This is a genomic window from Arcanobacterium sp. (ex Cirak et al. 2026) (genome assembly GCF_053585065.1).
This window is the reverse complement of sequence record NZ_JBQJCE010000002.1, coordinates 198,601-219,285: the sequence shown is the minus strand read 5'-3', so window position 1 is coordinate 219,285 and position 20,685 is coordinate 198,601. Positions and strand designations below refer to the sequence as shown.

The 20,685-nt window shown below is 54.9% G+C and carries 12 protein-coding genes; all 12 read left to right on the top strand.

The genetic code is table 11. The annotated features are described in order from the left end of the window. The first annotated feature begins 2 nt into the window (after nt 1-2). On the top strand, nt 3-8,921 hold the full coding sequence (locus ACTOVJ_RS02175; RefSeq protein WP_449504615.1) for a fatty acid synthase subunit beta domain-containing protein: 8,919 nt from the start codon (nt 3-5) through the stop codon (nt 8,919-8,921). Further along, on the top strand, nt 8,914-9,339 hold the full coding sequence (gene acpS / locus ACTOVJ_RS02170; protein WP_449501181.1) for a holo-ACP synthase AcpS: 426 nt from the start codon (nt 8,914-8,916) through the stop codon (nt 9,337-9,339). The genes ACTOVJ_RS02175 and acpS overlap by 8 nt, the downstream gene beginning before the upstream one ends. Continuing rightward, entirely contained in the window at nt 9,326-9,916 is a 591-nt protein-coding gene (locus tag ACTOVJ_RS02165) for a TetR/AcrR family transcriptional regulator (RefSeq protein ID WP_449501180.1), read from the top strand. Before acpS ends, ACTOVJ_RS02165 begins: the two co-directional genes overlap by 14 nt. A gap of 31 nt (nt 9,917-9,947) precedes the next feature. Next, nucleotides 9,948-11,255 (top strand): serine hydroxymethyltransferase, encoded by a 1,308-nt coding sequence (glyA, locus tag ACTOVJ_RS02160; protein WP_449503886.1) that lies wholly within the window; start codon nt 9,948-9,950, stop codon nt 11,253-11,255. Continuing rightward, nucleotides 11,252-12,124: a tetrahydrofolate dehydrogenase/cyclohydrolase catalytic domain-containing protein gene (locus tag ACTOVJ_RS02155; protein WP_449503887.1), complete on the top strand. Its 873-nt coding sequence runs from the start codon at nt 11,252-11,254 to the stop codon at nt 12,122-12,124. Before glyA ends, ACTOVJ_RS02155 begins: the two co-directional genes overlap by 4 nt. Beyond that, complete coding sequence (locus ACTOVJ_RS02150) at nt 12,121-12,909, top strand: exodeoxyribonuclease III (RefSeq protein WP_449503888.1); 789 nt, start codon at nt 12,121-12,123, stop codon at nt 12,907-12,909. Before ACTOVJ_RS02155 ends, ACTOVJ_RS02150 begins: the two co-directional genes overlap by 4 nt. Continuing rightward, complete coding sequence (locus tag ACTOVJ_RS02145) at nt 12,899-14,140, top strand: YihY/virulence factor BrkB family protein (protein WP_449501176.1); 1,242 nt, start codon at nt 12,899-12,901, stop codon at nt 14,138-14,140. Before ACTOVJ_RS02150 ends, ACTOVJ_RS02145 begins: the two co-directional genes overlap by 11 nt. After that, nucleotides 14,137-15,213, top strand: coding sequence for a mannose-1-phosphate guanylyltransferase (locus ACTOVJ_RS02140; RefSeq protein WP_449501175.1), 1,077 nt, complete (start codon nt 14,137-14,139; stop codon nt 15,211-15,213). The genes ACTOVJ_RS02145 and ACTOVJ_RS02140 overlap by 4 nt, the downstream gene beginning before the upstream one ends. 145 nt (nt 15,214-15,358) lie before the next feature. Continuing rightward, complete coding sequence (locus ACTOVJ_RS02135; RefSeq protein WP_449501174.1) at nt 15,359-16,447, top strand: BMP family lipoprotein; 1,089 nt, start codon at nt 15,359-15,361, stop codon at nt 16,445-16,447. 84 nt (nt 16,448-16,531) lie between these two features. Next, a complete protein-coding gene (locus ACTOVJ_RS02130; RefSeq protein WP_449501173.1) occupies nt 16,532-18,067 on the top strand; it encodes an ABC transporter ATP-binding protein in 1,536 nt (511 codons plus the stop codon). After that, nucleotides 18,067-19,371 carry an ABC transporter permease gene (locus tag ACTOVJ_RS02125; protein WP_449501172.1) on the top strand — a complete coding sequence of 435 codons (1,305 nt, stop codon included), beginning with the start codon at nt 18,067-18,069 and terminating at the stop codon, nt 19,369-19,371. Before ACTOVJ_RS02130 ends, ACTOVJ_RS02125 begins: the two co-directional genes overlap by 1 nt. Continuing rightward, the gene (locus tag ACTOVJ_RS02120; protein ID WP_449504614.1) at nt 19,368-20,669 is read left to right on the top strand and encodes an ABC transporter permease; all 1,302 of its coding nucleotides are present in this window, start codon (nt 19,368-19,370) and stop codon (nt 20,667-20,669) included. The genes ACTOVJ_RS02125 and ACTOVJ_RS02120 overlap by 4 nt, the downstream gene beginning before the upstream one ends. The last annotated feature ends 16 nt before the right edge of the window (nt 20,670-20,685 follow it).

Sequence of the window (20,685 nt, the reverse complement as noted above, 5' to 3'; positions counted from 1 at the left end):
ACATGGAATCATTCAAGACTCACTGTGAAAATACCCCCTACATTGCCCTTTTTGGCGGACAAGCGACCCCCTGGCATCTGGCCTTGAGCGAGTCTGTTGCAGAGCCGATTGCAGCTCATCGCTTCGAGAAGATGATGCAACGCTCGGATGAGACTCTTGCTCCTGTCCTCAATGAAGTGAATTCAATCTGCGCTGGTCCGCTTGATCTTCTTGGTACTGACACCAATGAGCCATTCGCTTCGGTTCCGGGTATCTTCGCTGCCCAAGTTCTCGCTTATCACGAGCTCGGGTTGCCGGATCCTGCTATTGCGATCGGACATTCTCAAGGAGTCCTCGCGGCAGACTTTGTCCGCGGTGACGACGAAGGCGAACTTTTCGCACTGGCTCGACTCATTGGCGCTGCTGCCACATTCGCCACGCGTATGGCAGATGCGTCGGCACACGCCGGGCGTACCCCAATGGCATCTATTCGGGGGATCACGGAAGACCAGTTGCGATCTGTACTGGCTACCCACCCGAATCTTGACCTCGCAATTCGCAACGGTTACCGCTTCTTCACTGTTTCGGGGCGTCCTGTAGATCTCGCTGCGCTTGAAACCGATCTTGACCAGTTGTCTGCTCAGGCACGTGCACGTCGGGATAACAAAGAGGTCGGAGGTACTGCCCGTACCGCCGTCGTTGAATACCTGCCCGTTGCTGCTCCGTTCCATTCTCGTCTTCTTGAACCTGCTGTCGACCAAGTATGCCAGTGGGCGCGAGCCTGCGATCTGACGATCGACGTCGAGCGGCTTGCTCGAGCCGTGTTAACCGATCACATTCGCTTCGACGACGAGATGCGTGAAGCACTCGAAACTGGTGCTCCTTGGATCATCGATTTTGGCCCGGGGCAGGCTTTGAATTCAATCACTCAGGGACTCATCGCAGGACGCGGAATTGGGCTGGCAAACGCTGGATCAGCGATGGCTCGTGACCGTATCGTAACCCCTGGCTATGATTGGGAACGTGGGGCTGACTGGTCAGCCTTCGCCCCACGCGTGGCGCGTGTGGGTGGTAAAACCGTTCTCGACACACGTTTTTCTCGGCTTACTGGCCGTTCACCGATCCTGCTTGCTGGAATGACACCGACGACGGTCGAACCGGACATCGTGGCAGCTGCTGCGAATGCTGGGTATTGGGCTGAACTTGCGGGTGGGGGGCAGGTCACGGAGACAATTTTCCTTGAGCATGTGCGCAAGCTTCGCGAACAACTTGAGCCGGGACGTGCAGTCCAGTTCAACACTATGTTCATGGATCCGTATTTGTGGGGGCTACATTTTGGACGTGAGCGCATTGTGTCTCGTGAACGTGCCAATGGTGCGCCCTTCGACGGCGTTGTGATTTCAGCTGGTATCCCGCCAGTAGAGGATGCGCTGGGGATTATTGAGCAACTGCGTCAGGGTGGCTTCCCGTACGTGTCATTTAAGCCCGGAACGGTGGCTCAAATTCGTACGGTACTGGCGATTGCAAAGGAGATTCCCAACATTCCCGTCATTATCCAAGTTGAGGACGGTCGTGCAGGTGGACATCACAGTTGGGAAGACATGGAGGGTCTTCTTGTCCCGACCTACGGCGAGATCCGGCAGCTCCCCAACACAGTATTGGTTGTTGGCGGCGGACTTGGCGTTCCTGAGCACGCGGCAACCTTCCTCACAGGCACCTGGTCAGAAAAGTTCGGTGCACAGCGTATGCCGGTGGACGGAATCCTTGTCGGAACAGCCGCGATGGCCGCAAAAGAAGCTCACACGTCACGTTCTGTGAAGCAACTCCTTGTCGATTTACCAGGAATCACAGAAAATGATGGATGGGTGGCGTCGGGAAGCGAGAACCACGCCATCACCTCGGGTCTTTCGCATTTGCTTGCTGACATTCACGAAGTAGAGAACGCCTCTGCTCGAGCCGGTCGTCTGATCTTGTCGGTTCAAGGCAAACCTGAAGAACGCGAGGCTCGCCGAGAGGAAATCATTGAGGCGTTATCGCACACCGCGAAGCCTTATTTCGGCGATGTCACGATGATGACTTATGACGGGATGCTTCGACGCTACGTCGAATTGGCATATCCATGGGTGGATGTGATCTTTACTCAGCGCTTCCATGACATGCTTCAGCGTGTTGAAGCTCGTCTGAACGAGGCAGACCATGGCCTCATCGACACGATCTACCCTGACATCGACAGTGTGCGTGACCCTTATGCTGCCCTTGACCGATTATCTGAGCGATATCCCAGTGCAGCCACAACCAACGTTACTCAGGCGGATGCGGCATGGTTCATCGAAGAATGCCGCACTTATCCCAAACCGGTACCATTCGTTCCCGCACTCGATGATTCCTTGCTCCGATGGTGGGCCTCAGATAACCTTTGGCAATCTCACGATGAGCGGTACGACGCCGATTCGGTGCGCATCATTCCCGGTCCTGTTTCTGTTGCTGGAATTACTCGCGTCGATGAACCGGTGGCACAGATCCTGGGACGTTTCGAGTCTGTCGCTATCGACGCCGTCGGGGGAGAGATCAGTGATCGCTTCACTCGCATGTCGGCAACTCCTGAAGAATTCCTTGCCGACGTTACCCACATCTTGTGGCACGGACGTCTCGTTCCTAACCCGGTGACCCTCGTCGATTCCTACGAACTGATCGACACTGAACTCGGCGTTGATCTGGTCGTGACATTTGATCAGCCTGACGGCATGGCTCACAGTGCAACCAGCCTCACGATTCCGCTGATCCTGCCCAACGCTGTGGCTGACGGCGGGGTTCCTGTCGTCGATGAGGACAGATTTGACCACACCATGCGTTCTCTCCTCTGCGAGATCGCCGGCGTGGGAGCCGTTGACCCCATGGGAGAGACAATTAGCGCACTGCCACCGGTTAATGTTCCATTCGGGCAAGCTCGCCACACTTTTACCTACGGCAAGCGACTGGGCGTGCTCCACGCCGGAGTGACAGCCAATACACTGCACGGGGTCACTGCGGCTCCCATTGTTCCTTCAGCACTTTTGGGAATGGCGTGGCCGGCAATCTATGCAGCTTTCGGTTCAGCAACCTATGAAGGTGCGAGCGTACTCGAAGGCTTCCTTGGTGTGGTTCATCTCGATCACGCCGAACTACTCGATACTCGCCAGCTGCGTGAAGGTGCTCGCATTGAAGCAATCTCACGTGCATGTGATGTCGTCGATTCGTCCGCTGGCCGCGTTGTCACAGTGGTGACGCAACTGCGCGATGAACGTGGCGACCTGGGCTCGTTCACTGATCGCTTTGCAATCCGTGGCCGTGCACAAGGACGCGACGCCGTGGATGAACCATCTCTCGCAGGAGGGAACTGGGACGTGCGCGAAACGAAGCGTTCACGTCTGCGCACAGTCACAGTAACAGCGCCGACGTCGATGGAAGCGTTCGCGCAGGTGTCGGGTGACTACAACCCGATTCACACCTCCTCAGTTGCTGCCCGTTTGGCAGGACTTGACGCTCCGATTGTTCATGGCATGTGGCTCGACGCCGCCGCACAACACGCCGTGATGGGCGCAGGTCTCGAGCACGGATGGCAGATTCTGGGCTGGACTTATCGAATGTTCGGTATGGTCAAACTTGGCGAAAACATTGAGATCACCATCGATCGTATTGGGCGCATCAACGGTGGGGGACTCATGCTCGAAGTCACCTCAAAAGTGGGTGGCAATGTTGTCTCGGTGGCGAGTGCCGCTGTGGCCGGTCCGATCACCGCGTACGTCTACCCGGGTCAGGGCATCCAAAAACAGGGAATGACACTTGACCTGCGCTCCTCGAGTGCGCCCATCAACACTGTGTGGGAGCGCGCCGACGCTCATACTCGAAATGCTCTTGGTTTCTCGATTCTCGCAGTTGTCCGTGACAACCCTGATTCGATTACCGCAAAGGGAGTGACGTATCGTCATCCCAAGGGAGTGCTCAATCTTACCCAGTTCACCCAGGTGGCTCTGGCGACCGTTGCTTTTGCTCAAACCGAACAGCTGCGCGCTGCTGGTGCGATCGAAGATGGATCCTACTTCGCAGGTCACTCACTCGGTGAGTACAACGCGTTGTGTGCCTATGGCCAGATTATGGATCTTGAAACAGTGCTCGATATTGTGTTCTACCGCGGTTCAACGATGCATAACCTTGTTCCACGAAATGAAGATGGATCATCGAACTACCGCCTGGGAGCACTTCGTCCGAATCAGTTCGGAGTCACCGACGCCGATGTGGCAGCCTATGTCGCTTCAGTGGCAGAAGCGAGCGGCGAGTTCCTCGAAATTGTGAATTACAACCTCCTCGATGAGCAGTACGCGGTGGCAGGAACAGTGGCAGGACTCGATGCGCTCGCGGCCGACGCTCAGGCTCGGGCTCTCGCCGCTGGTGGGAAGGGCGCGTTCATGCTCATTCCAGGTATTGATGTTCCCTTCCATTCGAGCGTCTTGCGTAACGGTGTGGACGAGTTCCGTACTCTGCTCAACTCCCTTCTTCCTGAGCACATCAGCTGTCAGTCGCTGGAAAATAAGTATGTGCCCAACCTCGTGGCTCGACCGTTCTCGCTGACACGTGAGTTTTTCGAAGCTGTGGCCTCAGCATGTGACTCACCATTCGTTGCCGATTCGCTTGCGCATTGGGAATCGATTGACGTCGTGGGACAGCGCGATTCGCTCACGCGTGCCTTACTGATCGAGCTGTTGGCTTACCAGTTTGCTTCACCGGTGCGCTGGATCGAGACCCAAGATCTCCTCCTGCGCCAGCAAGGTGTCGAACGTCTCGTTGAAGTGGGGCTTGGACAGGCGCCGACGTTGGCGAATATGGCTGCTAAAACTCTGAAGAAACCTGCTTTACGCAGTTGCGAGGTTGAGGTTCTCAATCTCGGACGGGACACTGCTCGTGTGATGAATGACGACGTGGTGGAACCTCCCACACCCGTCGCGAGCGAGACAGCGGAGGAAACTCTTACAGAAGAACACTCAGCTTCGCAAGAGGCTGTGCAGGTGAATGCGCCGTCGCTCCCGCTACCGTCGCCGTCGGCGGGGACGGAGCCGATCGCGGATCTTCCCTTTGATGCTCCTGACGCCCTGCGCATTCTTTTGGCGTTGGAAAACAAGGTGACGTTGAGCCAAATTGGCGACGCGGATACACTCGAAATTCTCACAGGTGGCGTCTCATCCAAGCGCAACCAGGTTCTCATGGATATGTCCGCGGAGCTCACGTTGCCATCCATCGACGGCGCGGCAGACTTGCCTGTGGCTGAGCTGGCATCGCAAGTTGCGACACTCGCGCATTCCTATCGCCCCTTTGGCCCGGTGCTGTCCGATGCTGTTGCACAGCGTCTGCGTAGGCTCTTCGGTGCCGCTGGAGTCAAACCAACCCAGGTCGGTGAGCGTCTGTCGAATGTGTGGAATTTGGGCGCCGGATGGGCTGCGTGGACCAGCGCAGTGCTTCTGCTTGATACGCGCGAAGGGTCGTCAACGCGCGGCGGAGAACTTGCCACCTTGTCAACCCAGACGCCGACGTCGGCAGACGATGTTGATGCGTTGATTGATGCGGCTGTTGAGCGTGTTGGTGCGTTGCACTCGATCGCGGTAGCACGGCCTTCAGCGGGGACAAGCTCAGGTGGGGTCGTGGACTCAGCAGCGCTTGACGCATTCTCACAGACAATTACCTCCGCGCTGGAAGCCAATGCTCGCGATCTCCTTGATCGTCTTGGCAAGCTCGATATCCAGGGCGATCATCTTGAGCCTGATGACACTCTGATGGAAACGGTGACAGCTGAACTGGGGTCAAAGTGGCCCGAGATTGTTCAGCCACGATTCGAGGCTGTCAAAGCTGTGCGCCTTAACGATCGCTGGGCAACCGCACGCGAGGACGTGGCACGGATTGCACTTGGAGAGGAAGTCGAAGCAAACTTCCTCGCAACGGGCGAGGCTGTTGCACGCCAGGCAGAGTACGAAGCTGACAGGGCGATCAACGATTCGCTGCGGTCACGTCTGCTGATGATCGCTCGGGATGCCCGAAATACCGATCCTGGTGAACTCACAGGTCAAGTTGCAGTGGTGACGGGTATGACGCCGACGTCGATCGCAGGCGGTGTTGTCCGCCAGCTCCTAGCTCGCGGCGCTACCGTGATCGCGACTGCTTCGAGCATCTCCACAGATCGCCTGCTTGCGGCACGCCAGATGTACCGACGCCATGCACGCGGGGGAGCCGAGTTGTGGCTCGTGCCTACCAACCTTGCCTCCTATCGTGATATTGATGCGCTCGCGGAATGGATCGGCACACAGTCGACAGAAACAGTGAATGCGACGTTGGTCGAAATTAAACCGGCTCTGACTCCTGATCTGTTCTTCCCCTTCGCTGCGCCGCCTGTCTATGGAACCATGGAGAGTGTCGGAGCTGAGACAGAAATTCATGCACGAGTGATGCTGTGGGGCGTGGAGCGTTTGCTCACCCGCTTGGCCGCAATCGGCGAAGAATGGGATACCGAACATCGTATGCACGTGGTGCTTCCAGGTTCACCAAACCGTGGTCTCTTCGGCGGCGACGGCGGCTATGGAGAGGTCAAGGCTGCATTTGATGCAATCTTGAATAAGTGGCGAGTTGAACCGTGGGGTAAGCGCACCACAGTGGCTCGCGCTCGAATCGGATGGGTTCGAGGAACCGGCCTGATGAGCGCAAATGACCCGTTAGTGGAGTACGTGGAGAGTCAGGGGGTGACCACTTACTCAACCGACGAAATGGCTGACAAGATCATCATTCTTGCTGGGCGTGAGGCTCGCGAGGACGCTCTGGACGCGCCGCTTGACGTCGATTTTACCGGCGGTCTGGGCAACATCGACTTTGCTACCCTTCTTCAGCAAAGCCGCAGTAGAGCAACTCAGATGCCTCCGCAGAACGTTGCCACTCTCAAGGCGCTGCCTCATGCAACCTCGGTGTCTCTTCCCGCTTCACGGGAGGGTGACTGGGATTCGGTGACCGCCCGTCCGCAAGACACCATTGTCATTGTTGGCTATGGCGAGGTTGGCCCGTGGGGAAGTTCGCGCACGCGCTTCGCCGCTGAACTCGGTGTTCAAGCCGATGGCTCCTTCGAACTCACTGCGGCAGGTGTTCTTGAACTTGCCTGGGGAATGGATCTACTGACCTGGCATGACACTCCGAAAGCGGGCTGGTATAACACTGACGGCGAGCTTGTGGATGAAGCGGATATCTACGATCGCTATGCCGACGAAGTAGTGGCACGTTGTGGAATCCGTCAGTTATCCGATCGCGACACGATCACTGATCAGAGTGTGAACGATGCCGCTACCGTTTTCCTCGATCGACCGGTGACCTTCGCTGTTGCCAACGAAGAAGAGGCTAACGCCTATGTTGCTGCGGATCGACAATTCACGACCGCGACGCGCGTGGGAGGTGAGTGGCAGGTGACCCGTGCTAAGGGGGCGACTGCACTTGTCCCGAAACGCACGGCGATCAGCCGCTATGTTGCTGGACAGATGCCTGCTGGTTTTGACCCGCAGCGCTGGGGTATCCCAGCGTCGATGATTGAAAATGCCGATCTCATGGCGTCGTGGAATCTTGTGACGACTGTGGATGCTTTCTTGTCATCAGGGTTCACACCAGCACAACTGCTGGCAGCAATTCACCCCACACAGGTTGCGTCAACTCAGGGCACCGGCTTTGGTGGCATGGAATCAATACGCAAGCTTTTCCTCGAACGTTTCCGCTCAGAGAATATCCCCCAAGATACGCTCCAGGAAACTTTAGCCAATGTCATCGCTGCTCATACGATGCAAGCCTATGTCGGAGGCTACGGATCGATGATCCAGCCGGTCTCAGCATGTGCGACTGCTGCGGTTTCGGTTGAGGAAGGAGTGGACAAGATTCGTCTAGGCAAGGCGACCTTTGCCGTAACAGGTGCAATTGATGCCCTCAGTGCCGAGTCGCTCGAAGGCTTCGGGCTGATGAACGCCACGGCATCGTCGGCTGCGATGGAAGAAAAGGGAATTAACCACCGCTTTTTCTCGCGCGCGGGAGACCTTCGTCGGGGTGGCTTCGTCGAAGCTGAAGGCGGCGGAACTGTGCTGATCGCTCGTGGTGACCTCGCTCTTGAACTCGGGTTGCCAGTGTACGCGGTGGTGGGGTACGTGCAGAGCTTCGCTGACGGCGCTCACACCTCGATCCCGGCACCGGGGATCGGAGCGCTCGGCGCAGGTCTGGGAGGCACAGAGTCATCGTTGATGCGTCAGTTGCGCCCTTTGGGAGTTGAAGCTGATGATCTCGCTGTCGTATCCAAACATGATACGTCGACGAATGCGAACGATCCGAACGAGGCAGAGCTTCATGCTCGCTTGGCGAAAGCAATTGGCCGACATGAGGGCAATCCGCTGTATGTGATTTCGCAGAAAACCTTGACTGGTCATGCGAAGGGTGGAGCGGCGCTCTTTCAGATTGCTGGCGTGACACAGGTCTTTGCTACGGGAATTATCCCAGCCAACCGAGCACTAGATAATCTTGATCCGGTATTTGAAGACGACGACTACTTGGTTTGGCTGCGCGATCCACTAGCGCTTGGCAAGCGGCAAACGATTAAAGCAGCTTTGGTGACCTCTCTCGGCTTTGGGCATGTGTCTTCGGTTGTTGCTCTTGTCCATCCGGGGGCATTTGAGGCAGCTGTGGCTCATGCGCACGGTCACGAGGCGTTGGTAACCTGGCGTGAACACTCGCTTGCTCGCCGACGTGCTGGGCATGAGCGAATTGAGGCGGCGATGATGGGACACGCTCCCTTCTTCGAAGAGATCGAAGGTCGACGCTTCGCTTCCAATGCTCATGAGACTGAGACGCGGATGCTACTCGATCCATCAGCCCGTCTGGGGGAGAACGGCTACTATGCCTGAGATCTCAGGTGTCGGGATTGATCTTGTTCATATTCCCGCATTCATCGCCCAGTTGGATGAGCCGGGAACGCAGCTCGCGCGTGCGTTCCACCCGCGCGAGCTGCGTATTGCGGCCCAACGTCACCATGTCACAGGACGTCCGGTGGCCTACCACCTGGCTGGACGTTGGGCCGCAAAAGAGGCATTTATCAAGGCGTGGTCAGAGGAAAACTTTGGCCGCCCACCTCTTATCCCTGATCCGATCGATTGGTCACAAGTGTGGGTCGATGCCGATGCATGGAACCGTCCTCGACTCGTCCTTGACGGTGAACTTGCGCGAGCTGTCGGCAGTGTCGTCGCCCATCTCTCGGTCAGTCATGACGGAGAATACGCTACTGCCATCGTCACCCTAGAGAGGAAAACTGATGGGAAAACGTGAAGATCGCAAGCGTGATGATCACGCAAAAATCTTGGCCGCTGCGCGTGAATTGATGCACCGAGACGGCTTCGATAACGTGACAACGAGTGAGCTTGCACGCGTTGCAGGAGTTTCGACGGGAACGCTATTTCGCCAGATTGGGTGCAAAGCAGATCTTCTGATCGAGCTTTTTCTCGTATCGCTCAAGGATCGGAAGCTTCCTGATGGCGAAATCCTCACGATGGATGACGCCGTCGCGCAAGTGATCGCTGTCGTTGATCCTTTCATTGCGATCTCCGCTTCTCGGCCGGACAACGCTATCGCTCTCCAACGAGAAGTCATTGGAGGCTCATCTCCGCGCGTACGAGACTTCATTTCTTACGTGCAGTCCTTTGAAGCATCGATCGGAAGTGCGCTTAGCCGTGCCCGTAAAGCTGGAGTTCTCAATATTTCCGCCGACGAGGTGGCGCCTCTCGCACATGCAATCTACGGCTCGTTGTATATGGATTTTCTCCAAGTATCGACGGGACGCGTGAAAATGGAAAGCTTGCGCATCACAATGGTTGACTCGGTGAGGTTCCTCTTGGCGCGATACTGAACGTGACGCCACCTCGAACCGATGTCGTAGAATGACACACAGAAAGGTGGTGGCCATGGATTTTATGTCAATGCCGATTGGCCAGGTCGATCCTGAGATCGCCAAGGTAATGGATCAGGAGCTGAACCGACAGCGTTCAACTCTGGAGATGATTGCGTCAGAGAATTTTGTCCCGCAAGCCGTTCTTGAGGCTCAGGGGTCTGTGCTGACGAATAAATATGCTGAAGGTTATCCAGGGAGGCGTTACTACGGCGGCTGCGAATTCGTCGATGTGGCCGAAGAACTTGCGCGCGAGCGCGCTCAGAGTCTTTTCGGTGCAGCATACGCCAACGTTCAACCCCATTCCGGGGCACAGGCCAACGCCGCGATTTACCATGCTTTGGCCACGCCGGGCGATACCGTGCTCGGTCTTGAGCTTGCTCACGGTGGTCATCTCACTCACGGGATGCGGATTAATTTCTCGGGTAAATACTTTAACGCTGTCACCTATGGTGTGGATCCCGCGACATCCCTGATTGATATGGATCAAGTGCGCCAGCGCGCCTTGGAACATCAGCCTCGCATTATTATTGCTGGCTGGTCAGCCTATGCTCGTCATATCGATTTCGCGGCATTCCGTGAAATTGCGGATGAAATTGGCGCATATCTGTGGGTGGACATGGCTCACTTCGCCGGTCTGGTTGCTGCAGGTTTGCACCCGTCGCCGATTCCTTACGCCGACGTCGTCACCACGACAATCCATAAGACGATCGGTGGCCCGCGTTCAGGCATGATTCTTTCTCGCGATGATACGTTGGCGAAGAAGATGAACTCTGCAGTTTTCCCTGGCACTCAAGGTGGCCCGCTGATGCATGTTATCGCGGCCAAGGCCGTAGCGATGAAGATTGCGGCAACAGAAGAATTCAAGGAGCGCCAGCAGCGCACTCTTGATGGTGCAAAGATTATTGCTGAACGGCTGATGCGCTCAGACATGACGTCAGCAGGCGTGAATGTCCTCACTGGTGGCACTGATGTGCACCTCGTATTAGTCGATATGCGCAGATGCGCGATGGATGGTCTGACCGCAGAGCACCTTCTCGATTCGGCACATATCACCGTCAACCGCAACGCTGTGCCGTTTGATCCGCGACCACCGGCCATCACCTCTGGTCTCCGTATCGGTACTCCGGCTCTGGCGACGCGTGGATTCGGAGACGAGGAGTTCCGTGAGGTGGGAGATATCATTGCCTCCGTTCTTGCCGACGGAGAAAGCGCAATTGCCGACGCGAGTGTTCGAGTTGCGACACTGACTGATGCTTTCCCCTTGTATCCGGGTCTTGGCCAGTTTGGAGCTGAATGATTGTGATGGACGGGCGGCGAGTCGCCGCCGAAATCAAGGCTGATCTCGCCGCGCGCGTCGCACAGCTCAGCGAACGAGGAGTTACTGTCGGCCTGGGGACAGTTCTGGTTGGTTCTGATCCTGCCTCTGCGCTATACGTCAATGGGAAGCATCGTGACTCTGCGCAGGTGGGTATTGCATCGATTCGGGTGGAGTTACCCGAGACAGCATCGACTGACGATGTGTTGGCTGCTGTTCATCGTCTCAACGCTGATCCGCAGTGCACAGGGTTCATTGTCCAACTTCCGCTACCTGAGCATGTCGATACGCAGGCGGTGATCGAGGCAATTGATCCTCGTAAAGACGTTGATGGGCTCCATCCGCTCAACCTTGGCAAGCTCGTCGAAAAAGTCAGCGGCAGGCTCGATATCCCGATCCCATGTACTCCGAGAGGTATTATTGCCCTCGGCCGTTACTATGGAGTCGAATGGGAAGGTGCCAACCTGTGTATTGTTGGACAAGGCGCAACGGTCGGTCGTCCGCTCGGCGTCGTCGCGTCGCGTGAAGATGTTGGGGCCAGTGTTGACTTGTGTCACCTACAAACACGTAACCTCGGCGATCACACTCGTGCAGCCGACATTATCGTTGTGGCAACAGGAGCGGGACATCTTCTGACACCTGAAATGGTGACACCTGGAGCTGCCGTCTTTGACGTGGGTATCAAGCGCATCAACGATCCGACGACAGGAAAATCGACGGTGGTTGGAGATGTCGTTCCTGGCGTGGATGCTCTTGCCGGATGGTTATCGCCCAATCCCGGTGGGGTCGGGCCAATGACTCGCGCAATGCTGCTCGCAAATGTTGTTGATGCCAAAGAGAGGACTGCATGAAGATCACCACCGTCAACGTCAACGGGATTCGAGCTGCCTACCGTAAGGGGATGGGGCAGTGGCTGTCGGATACAGCACCCGATGTTCTCCTCTGCCAAGAAACCCGTGCTCCTGAAGAGATCATCGTTGAGCTTATTGGCGAAAATTATCAAGTCTTTCCTCATGAGTGCCAGATTAAAGGACGAGCTGGGGTCGCGGTTGCGGTACGTCACGGCATTGAGGTTGGTCAGGTGCGTGTCGGTGTTGTCGACAGCGAAGAGCCGGTCGATACTGGGCGGTGGCTAGAAGTGGGTTTGCCTGAATACGGCCTGACTGTGGTGAGCGCATACCTTCACTCGGGTAAGGCAGATGATGAGGCGAAAATGTCAGCTAAATATGCACATCTCGACAAAGTCAGTGAGCGCCTCGGAGCAATGACAGGTGAATTCGTGGTGGGGGGTGATTTCAATATTGTCCATACAGAAGCTGACATCACTAATTGGAAATCGAATCACAACAAAACCTCAGGTGTTTTGGATCGGGAAATCTCCTATCTTGATCAGTGGTTTGGCAACGGTTTTGTGGATGTTCAGCGACATCTTGACCCAGACTCTCAAGGCCCCTATACGTGGTGGTCGCAGCGCGGCAAGGCTTTTGACAACAATGTCGGCTGGCGCATTGATTACCACATGGCAACACCCGCGCTCGCAGAACGAGCACGAACATACACTATTGACCGCGCAACTTCCTACGATACGCGTTGGTCTGACCATGCAGCATTGACGGTGATTTACGATGAGCAATAAGACACAAGTTGCTGACACTCACGCTTCAACTCCATCGCAGACGACCAGCCTCATGGACAAACTTTGGGCGGTCATCGACTGGGTGATGAACCTCCGTCCGGTTCGTGCAAACACGCGCTATGGTTATCAGCGCGGATGGCTTTTATCAGGTGGCATTGCCTATTCGGCGCTTTTCGCACTCGGTGGTGCGCTGACTATCGGTTTGACAATTTTTTCTTACACGCTGGGGAAAAATCCGTCGCTTATGAGCCGTCTTGAATCTGGGATTAACTCAGCTCTGCCCGGGATATTGAAAACCCATGACAACCCTAACGGGTTAGTGGCAACAAAAGATTTAGTGGTGGACAATCCCTTCAACTTCGTCACGTTAATCGCGCTGCTCGTCATGCTGTGGTCTACTCTTTCTCTGATGGGCTCTTTGCGAACATCCATTCAAGCGATGTTTGGGCTGTCTGCTCTTCCTCGAACTTTTATCGTGACCAAAGCAATTGACCTTGCTGGGATTGTTACGCTTGCTGTGGGATTAGTGGCGGGCATTCTGCTTGTTTCGGGAGCTACGCAGTTCTCCGCGATTATCTTCGATGCATTGGGAATTTCAGGCTCTGTCGCTCAAGGTGTCCTTCAGGCTAGTTCGCTTGTCTTGGCTGCGGTAGTGGATATGGCAGTGTTTGCTTTCCTTATCCGCGTGGTTGCCGGAGCGCGTGTGCCAGCGAAAGATCTTTTTATTGGCACATTGGTAGGAGCGGTGGCATCGTCCCTTATCCGTGTGCTGGGAACGACTGCGGTGGGGTCAGTCGCAAATAATCCTATCCTTGCGCCTTTTGCGGCACTGGCGACAGTGATGCTCTGGGTTAATTTGGTTGCTCGAATTACGTTGCTCGCAGCAGCAATGTGCGCAAATCCGCCAAAACCACTTGATGTGACCAAAGAAAATTATGCGCATCTCGCTGATACGCCAAACTACGTCACGCTTTCGGCGCCGCAAACTCAAGATTGGGAGCATGATTCCGTCACCGGAGTCGTGATGCCCCTCAAAGAGTCGGCTGTTGAAGATGTCCCCCGTTGGGAGGGGTGGCGTGCTGCGCGTAAACGCAAAGCTGTGCTACGTGCTAAAGAACAACTTGCCGAGGCGAACTACGCCTATGAAAATGCCAAGCAAGAATATGAAAAGGGCGCACGAGCTCAATACGCTAAGCAAACCCATTATTCTACCCAGGGAGCAGCCTCGTGAGTTTCCATGCGATCATTCCTGCAGGCGGCGCAGGCACACGCTTATGGCCGCTCTCACGAGCAAAATTCCCTAAGTTTCTTGTGGATCTGACCGGTAGTGGGCGCTCGATGCTCCAAGATACAGTCATGCGGTTGTCACCCCTTGTAGCAACAACGACGGTGGTGACCGGCGTCGCGCATGAAAGCGCAGTTCGAGCGCAACTGGACGCGCTCGAAGGTGATGGCGGCGAATGCGATGTCATTGCTGAACCGAGCGCGCGAAACTCAATGCCAGCGATTGCCTTGGCGGCAGCGGTGATTGCCCAACGTGATCCCGATGCGGTGGTTGGCTCATTTGCTGCTGATCATGCGATTGAGGACGAGGATGCTTTTCGTGAGGCTGTCCGTTGTGCGATTAGTGCAGCAGAAGATGGATACGTGGTGACGATCGGTATTACACCTGATTCACCTGCCACAGGTTTCGGATATATCCACGAGGGGGCGGAGATTGCTCCTGGCGTGCGAATGGTTCGCGAGTTTGTCGAGAAGCCTGATCACAGGACTGCTCAGAGCTATGTGGACAGTGGCGAATACTGGTGGAATGCAGGAATGTTCGTTGCGCGTGCACACGTACTACTCGATGCGCTGGAGAAATTTCACCCACATCTCGCGCATGGTATTCACCAGATTGTCAAGGCGTGGGGTGATGATGAAACCTTTCTCGCTCAGTGGAGTGGTCTTGAGAAGATTGCAATTGACCATGCGATTGCTGAACCTCTGGCTCGTGAAGGCGGTGTTGCGGTCGTTCCTGCGCAGATGGGGTGGTCAGATGTGGGTGATTACTCATCTCTATACGCTATGGTAGACGGCCATATAGGGGTGTCTACCGGGGGGCAACCACAAGATGTTGTGGCTGTAGATTCGCCAGGAAGTCTAGTTTTTACACATTCGAAACCAATAGTTGTCGCGGGCGTTAAACGTGCTATCATCATAGAGACGCAAGACACGATCTTCGTGACTTGCAATGAGTACGCACAGAACGTCAAGAATGTCCCAGATGCGCTTGAACAAGCGGGTCGGAACGATCTTCGTTAGGGCTGCGGGTACTCCAGGAATTCAAAGGCGAATGAACGTTTCCATAGTTCAATCCTGAAGAAGCATTTTCGCATGACGCAGGATACTATGGAAACAACCGAATTTGCCCCGGGCAATGCGGGGCACGGATCATAGGGAGACCCACGTGAAATCAAAGTTGACTTCTCTTCTCGCGGTTGCCGCATCGGCGACCCTCCTCCTCGGCGCTTGTGGTGGCGCATCTACCGATAAGAACGCAAAGGGTGGCGATGCGTCTAACTTCAAGGCCTGCCTCGTTTCTGATGCTGGCGGCTGGGACGATCACTCCTTCAATGAGTCCGCATTCGTCGGTTTGAAGCAGGCTGAGAAGGATCTGAAGGTCCAGATCAACACTGCTGAATCCAAGCAGTCCACCGATTACAAGCCGAACGTTGAGAAGATGGTTGACGACGGCTGCAAGATGATCATCGGTGTTGGCTTTAACCTCAATGACGCTATCCTCAAGGTTGCTCAGAGCACCAAGGATCTTGAGTTCGGCCTGATCGATTCTGTCTTCACTGAAGGTGGCAAGCCGGTTGAAGTTGATAACGGACGTCCGTTGCTGTTCAACACTCAGGAAGCTGCTTACCTCGCTGGCTATGTTGCAGCGGGCATGACCAAGACTGGCAAGGTTGCGACCTTCGGTGGTATCCAAATTCCATCCGTGACGATCTTCATGGATGGTTTTGCTGATGGTGTCAAGGCATACAACAAGGACGCTGGCAAGGACATCCAGCTCCTGGGATGGGATAAGGACGCTCAGAAGGGCGCCTTCACCAACTCCTTCGACGATCAGAACAAGGGTAAGCAGCAGACTCAGCAGTTCCTTGATCAGGGCGCTGACATTGTCATGCCAGTGGCAGGCCCAGTTGGTCTCGGTGCGGCAGCAGCTGTGAAGGCTAAGGCTGGCGCCATGTTCATCGGCGTTGACTCTGACTGGTTCGAGGCTGTACCGGACTACAAGGACATCGTTCTGACCTCGGTGAAGAAGGAAATCGCGGCTTCGGTGGTTGATACCGTGAAGCAGGGTGTTGATGGTAAGTTCTCCAACGCTCCGTACATCGGTGACCTCAAGAATGGTGGCGTCTCGCTCGCTCCGTTCCACGATTTCGATTCCAAGGTTCCTGCAGATCTGAAGACGAAGATCACGGAGCTCGAAGAGAAGATCAAGTCCGGTGAACTCAAGATTGAGTCGCCGGCCGCGAACAAGAAGTAATCAGTTCCCGAGCTTGGGAATCAACGTTGGGGCCCAGCCAGTGGCTGGGCCCCAACGTCTGAAATGACATGAAGGCGGAAAGCAATGAAGCTTGAATTGAGAGGAATCACGAAGCGATTCGGTTCTCTCGTCGCCAATGACTCGATCAATTTAGAGATCGGGGAGGGGCGTATCCACGCTCTGCTTGGCGAAAATGGCGCGGGTAAGTCAACCTTGATGAATGTGCTGTATGGCTTGTACGAGCCTGACGGTGGCGAGATCCTGATTGATGATCAGCCGGTGACTTTCAATGGCCCAGGAGATGCAGTAGCAGCAGGTATTGGCATGGTGCATCAGCACTTTATGCTCGTGCCAGTATTCACTGTAGCGGAATCGATTGCGCTCGGATACGAGCCAACCAAGAGCGCGGGAATTATTGACCAAAAGGCCACTGCGCAAAAGGTGAAGGAAGTTTCAGCACGTTTCGGCTTTAACCTCAATCCTGATTCGTTGATTGAGGATCTTCCTGTGGGCGCTCAACAACGAGTTGAAATCGTCAAGGCACTCTCGCGCGATGCGAAAGTTCTCATCCTCGACGAGCCAACTGCTGTGCTCACACCACAAGAGACCGATGAATTGATGGCAATTATGCGTCAGCTTGCTGACGCAGGTACCTCAATTGTGTTCATCACGCACAAGTTGCGCGAAGTTCGTGCTGTTGCAGATGACATCACAGTGATTCGCCGCGGCAAGGTCGTGGGTCAGGCTGATCCTAAGTCGTCAGAATCCGATTTGGCGACAATGATGGTTGGCCGTCCTGTGATGATGAAGGTTGATAAGAAGCCGGCAAATCTTGGGCCAGAAGCTCTGAAGTTCGAAGACGTGACGTACATTGACTCGGTTGGTACGCATGTGCTTGACCACGTGTCCTTCAGTTTGCACCGCGGCGAAGTTCTCGCTATTGCGGGTGTGCAAGGTAATGGCCAAACCGAGCTCGCAGAATCCGTGCTTGGTTTGATTCATCCGGACGCTGGATCGATCACCCTCGAAGGTAAAGAATTACAGAGAAAGAATCCCCGTGAAATTCTTGAAGCCGGCGTCGGCTTCGTTCCAGAAGACCGCATGAAAGATGGCATGATCGCTTCCTTCTCAATCGCGGAAAATTTGGTTCTTGATCAGTACCGCGATGCGCCTTTCGGGTCGGGTCTTTCAATCAAGCCCAATGTCATCTTGAAGAACGCAGAAGAAAAGCGAGACGAATACGATATTCGTCTCACTGCTATCACCGATCCGATCTCTACTCTGTCAGGTGGAAACCAGCAAAAGGTTGTTGTTGCGCGTGAGATGTCACGCGATCTTGACCTCCTTGTCGTGAACCAACCGACTCGTGGTGTCGACGTCGGGTCAATTGAGTTCATTCACCAACGCGTTGTCGAAGTGAGAGATTCTGGTGTTCCTGTCCTTCTGATTTCGTCTGAGCTTGATGAGATTGAGGCATTGGCTGATCGCATCGCTGTGATGTATCGAGGAAAGATCATCGGTATTGTTCCTTCGGGAACCTCTCGTGACGCACTTGGCCTGATGATGGCTGGCGTTCCACAAGACGAAGCCTTGGCACAAGTGCAAGGAGGAGAGAACTGATGTCTCGCAAAGAAATTCAACCGGCAAAGCCCGGTTTCGGGGTGTGGCTGAAGGCCTTCCTCCACACGGCTCCTCGTTCGGGCCTTCTGGTCGGACTTCTCGCAGTGTTGATCGCCTTCGTCATTGGCGCGCTACTCATCCTACTCTCGGGTGAGAGCCCGATCGCCGCATATCAAGCAATGTTCCGTGGAGCGATCTTCAATTACAACGCTGCAAATATTGAACGTGCACTGTTTAAGCCAGTTGGCGATACTCTGATGTACGCCACCCCACTGATCCTTGCGGGTCTTGGCTTGGGAATCGGCTTCCGTGCCGGCTTGTTCAATATTGGTGGAACCGGTCAGCTCGTCTTCGGTGCACTTGCAGCCATCTGGGTTGGCTTCAACTATCAACTTCCGCCGTACCTTCACACCTTGATTTGCCTTCTGGCAGCGGCAATTGCAGGCGGTCTCTACGCTGGAATCGCTGGTGTACTCAAGGCAAAGACCGGTGCCAACGAAGTGATCGTCACGATCATGTTGAATTCGATTTCTGGTTTGGCACTGTCCTACATCCTTTTGCAAAAGGCATGGCAGCGCCCAGGAACGGGCGAACCCCGCACCCCGGTTGCTGAAAAAACCGCTGCGTTCGATACTCTGATTCCAGGAGCCAATCTCCACACCGGTATTCTCGTGGCTCTTCTCGCAGTGGTCGTGTACTGGTGGTTGCTGTCGCGTTCGAAGATCGGTTTCGAAATCCGCGCAGTGGGCGCCAACGCCAATGCTGCTCGTACAGCCGGTATGTCAACGGGGCGCACCATTATTGTCACGATGGTTCTTTCTGGTGTGTTTGTTGGATTGGCAGGAGCAAATGAAGCCCTCGGTACCTTGGGCTATGTCGATCAAAATATCGCTGGAACTGTCGGTTTTGATGCCATTACCGTGGCTCTTCTCGGACAGTCGACTCCGCTCGGTGTTCTCTTCTCTGGAATTCTTTTTGGGGCGTTCAAAGCTGGCGGATATACGATGCAGGCTTCGGCTCATGTTCCGATTGATATGATTCTGATCCTTCAGTCGGCCATTGTTTTACTGATCGCTGCTCCTGCACTTGTCCGCTTCTTGTTCCATTTGCCTAAGCCCGACAAGATGTCGATGCGTGAATACGTACGTATCGCAACGACTGGTGGCACTGCTACTTTTGTCGATGAAAAGGGCAAGGTCGAAGTAGTGGTAAACGCTGAGGATCCAGGTGAGGTTACCGACGCGATCGGAGGATCCACCGAGATCGATGAATCATCCGCTGATTCGAAGGAGAACGCACGATGAGCGCTGTTACGACTCATTCTCAGGAAAATACTGAGGTTTTGAAGAAAGCATCGTGGAAACTTCCCATCACATTTGGTTTGGCAACACTTTTGCTTATCGCCATGGCACTCAACGCCTCCGGCGTGTCGCGTGTTCGCCTTGCCGGGCCAGGACAGTCGTACAAGATCGCTGATGGGCACGTGAACGCTCCACTCTATCTGTGGATATTTGTTGTTATTGCTCTTGCCGTTACTGCATACGCTGTGTGGGCAAACATTCGACACAACACAATGGGCTTTGAGCCTTCAGGGCGTGCTACAGCGCTCTCGTCAATCGCAGTGGGCTTTGTGACTGTTTTTGGATTCCTCCTTTTCGCAGCTGCAGGTTCCAGCGGAGCTATCACATTGACATCAGCGCTGGTTTCGACCGTTGCGATCTCGACTCCGCTGATCTTTGGTTCCCTTTCGGGAGTGCTCTCTGAGCACGCCGGCGTCGTCAATATTGCTATTGAGGGCGACCTTTTGATCGGAGCCTTCACCGGAATCCTTGTCGCATCGTATTTCCACAGCGCATGGCTCGGTTTGATTGCTGCACCGCTTGCGGGCGCATTCCTCGGTTGCCTGCTGGCGTTGATCTCGGTGAAGTATGGTGTTGATCAGATCATTACGGGTGTTGTTTTAAACGTGCTCGCACTTGGTTTGACCTCGTTTTTCGCTGGATCGCTCATGTCTGGCGAAAACCAGGCCGTCTTCAATACGAACAAGTACACTCTGCATCCGATCAAGATTCCTGGTCTTTCTGAGATCCCAGTGATTGGACCTGCATTGTTCAATCAGACGATTATCGTCTACGTGATGTACGTGGTGGTTATTGTTTTGACGATTATGCTTTACCGTTCCCGCTGGGGATTGCGCCTACGCGCAGTCGGTGAGCATCCGAAGGCTGCTGACACCGTTGGCATTAAGGTGAACCGTACGCGTGCGCGTAATGCGATCCTTGCTTCGGGCATTGCTGGATTTGGCGGTGCATTCTTCACTCTTGGCTCAGGTCTGGCGTTCACTGAAAATATTTCGGCAGGTAATGGATATATTGCTCTCGCAGCAATGATCCTTGGAAAGTGGCATCCGCTTGGTGCACTGGCCGCGTCACTGATGTTCGGTTTTGCAACGTCAGTGGCACAGATGATGCCAAACTTGAACAACGCGATTCCGTCAAGCTTGCTGAACATGATCCCGTACGTGATCACGATCATTGCAGTGGCTGGTTTTGTCGGTAAGTCCCGACCGCCGGCAGCGGAGAACATTCCGTATCTCAAGTGAGTGAGTGTGTGGGTGG

Bases quoted from the DNA above. Each gene is read 5' to 3' on its own strand.
- ACTOVJ_RS02125 (WP_449501172.1), top strand. From the start codon at position 18,067: ATGTCTCGCAAAGAAATTCAACCGGCAAAGCCCGGTTTCGGGGTGTGG.
- ACTOVJ_RS02175 (WP_449504615.1), top strand. From the start codon at position 3: ATGGAATCATTCAAGACTCACTGTGAAAATACCCCCTACATTGCCCTT.
- glyA (WP_449503886.1), top strand. From the start codon at position 9,948: ATGACACACAGAAAGGTGGTGGCCATGGATTTTATGTCAATGCCGATT.
- ACTOVJ_RS02165 (WP_449501180.1), top strand. From the start codon at position 9,326: ATGGGAAAACGTGAAGATCGCAAGCGTGATGATCACGCAAAAATCTTG.
- ACTOVJ_RS02130 (WP_449501173.1), top strand. From the start codon at position 16,532: ATGAAGCTTGAATTGAGAGGAATCACGAAGCGATTCGGTTCTCTCGTC.
- ACTOVJ_RS02145 (WP_449501176.1), top strand. From the start codon at position 12,899: ATGAGCAATAAGACACAAGTTGCTGACACTCACGCTTCAACTCCATCG.
- ACTOVJ_RS02120 (WP_449504614.1), top strand. From the start codon at position 19,368: ATGAGCGCTGTTACGACTCATTCTCAGGAAAATACTGAGGTTTTGAAG.
- acpS (WP_449501181.1), top strand. From the start codon at position 8,914: ATGCCTGAGATCTCAGGTGTCGGGATTGATCTTGTTCATATTCCCGCA.
- ACTOVJ_RS02155 (WP_449503887.1), top strand. From the start codon at position 11,252: ATGATTGTGATGGACGGGCGGCGAGTCGCCGCCGAAATCAAGGCTGAT.
- ACTOVJ_RS02150 (WP_449503888.1), top strand. From the start codon at position 12,121: ATGAAGATCACCACCGTCAACGTCAACGGGATTCGAGCTGCCTACCGT.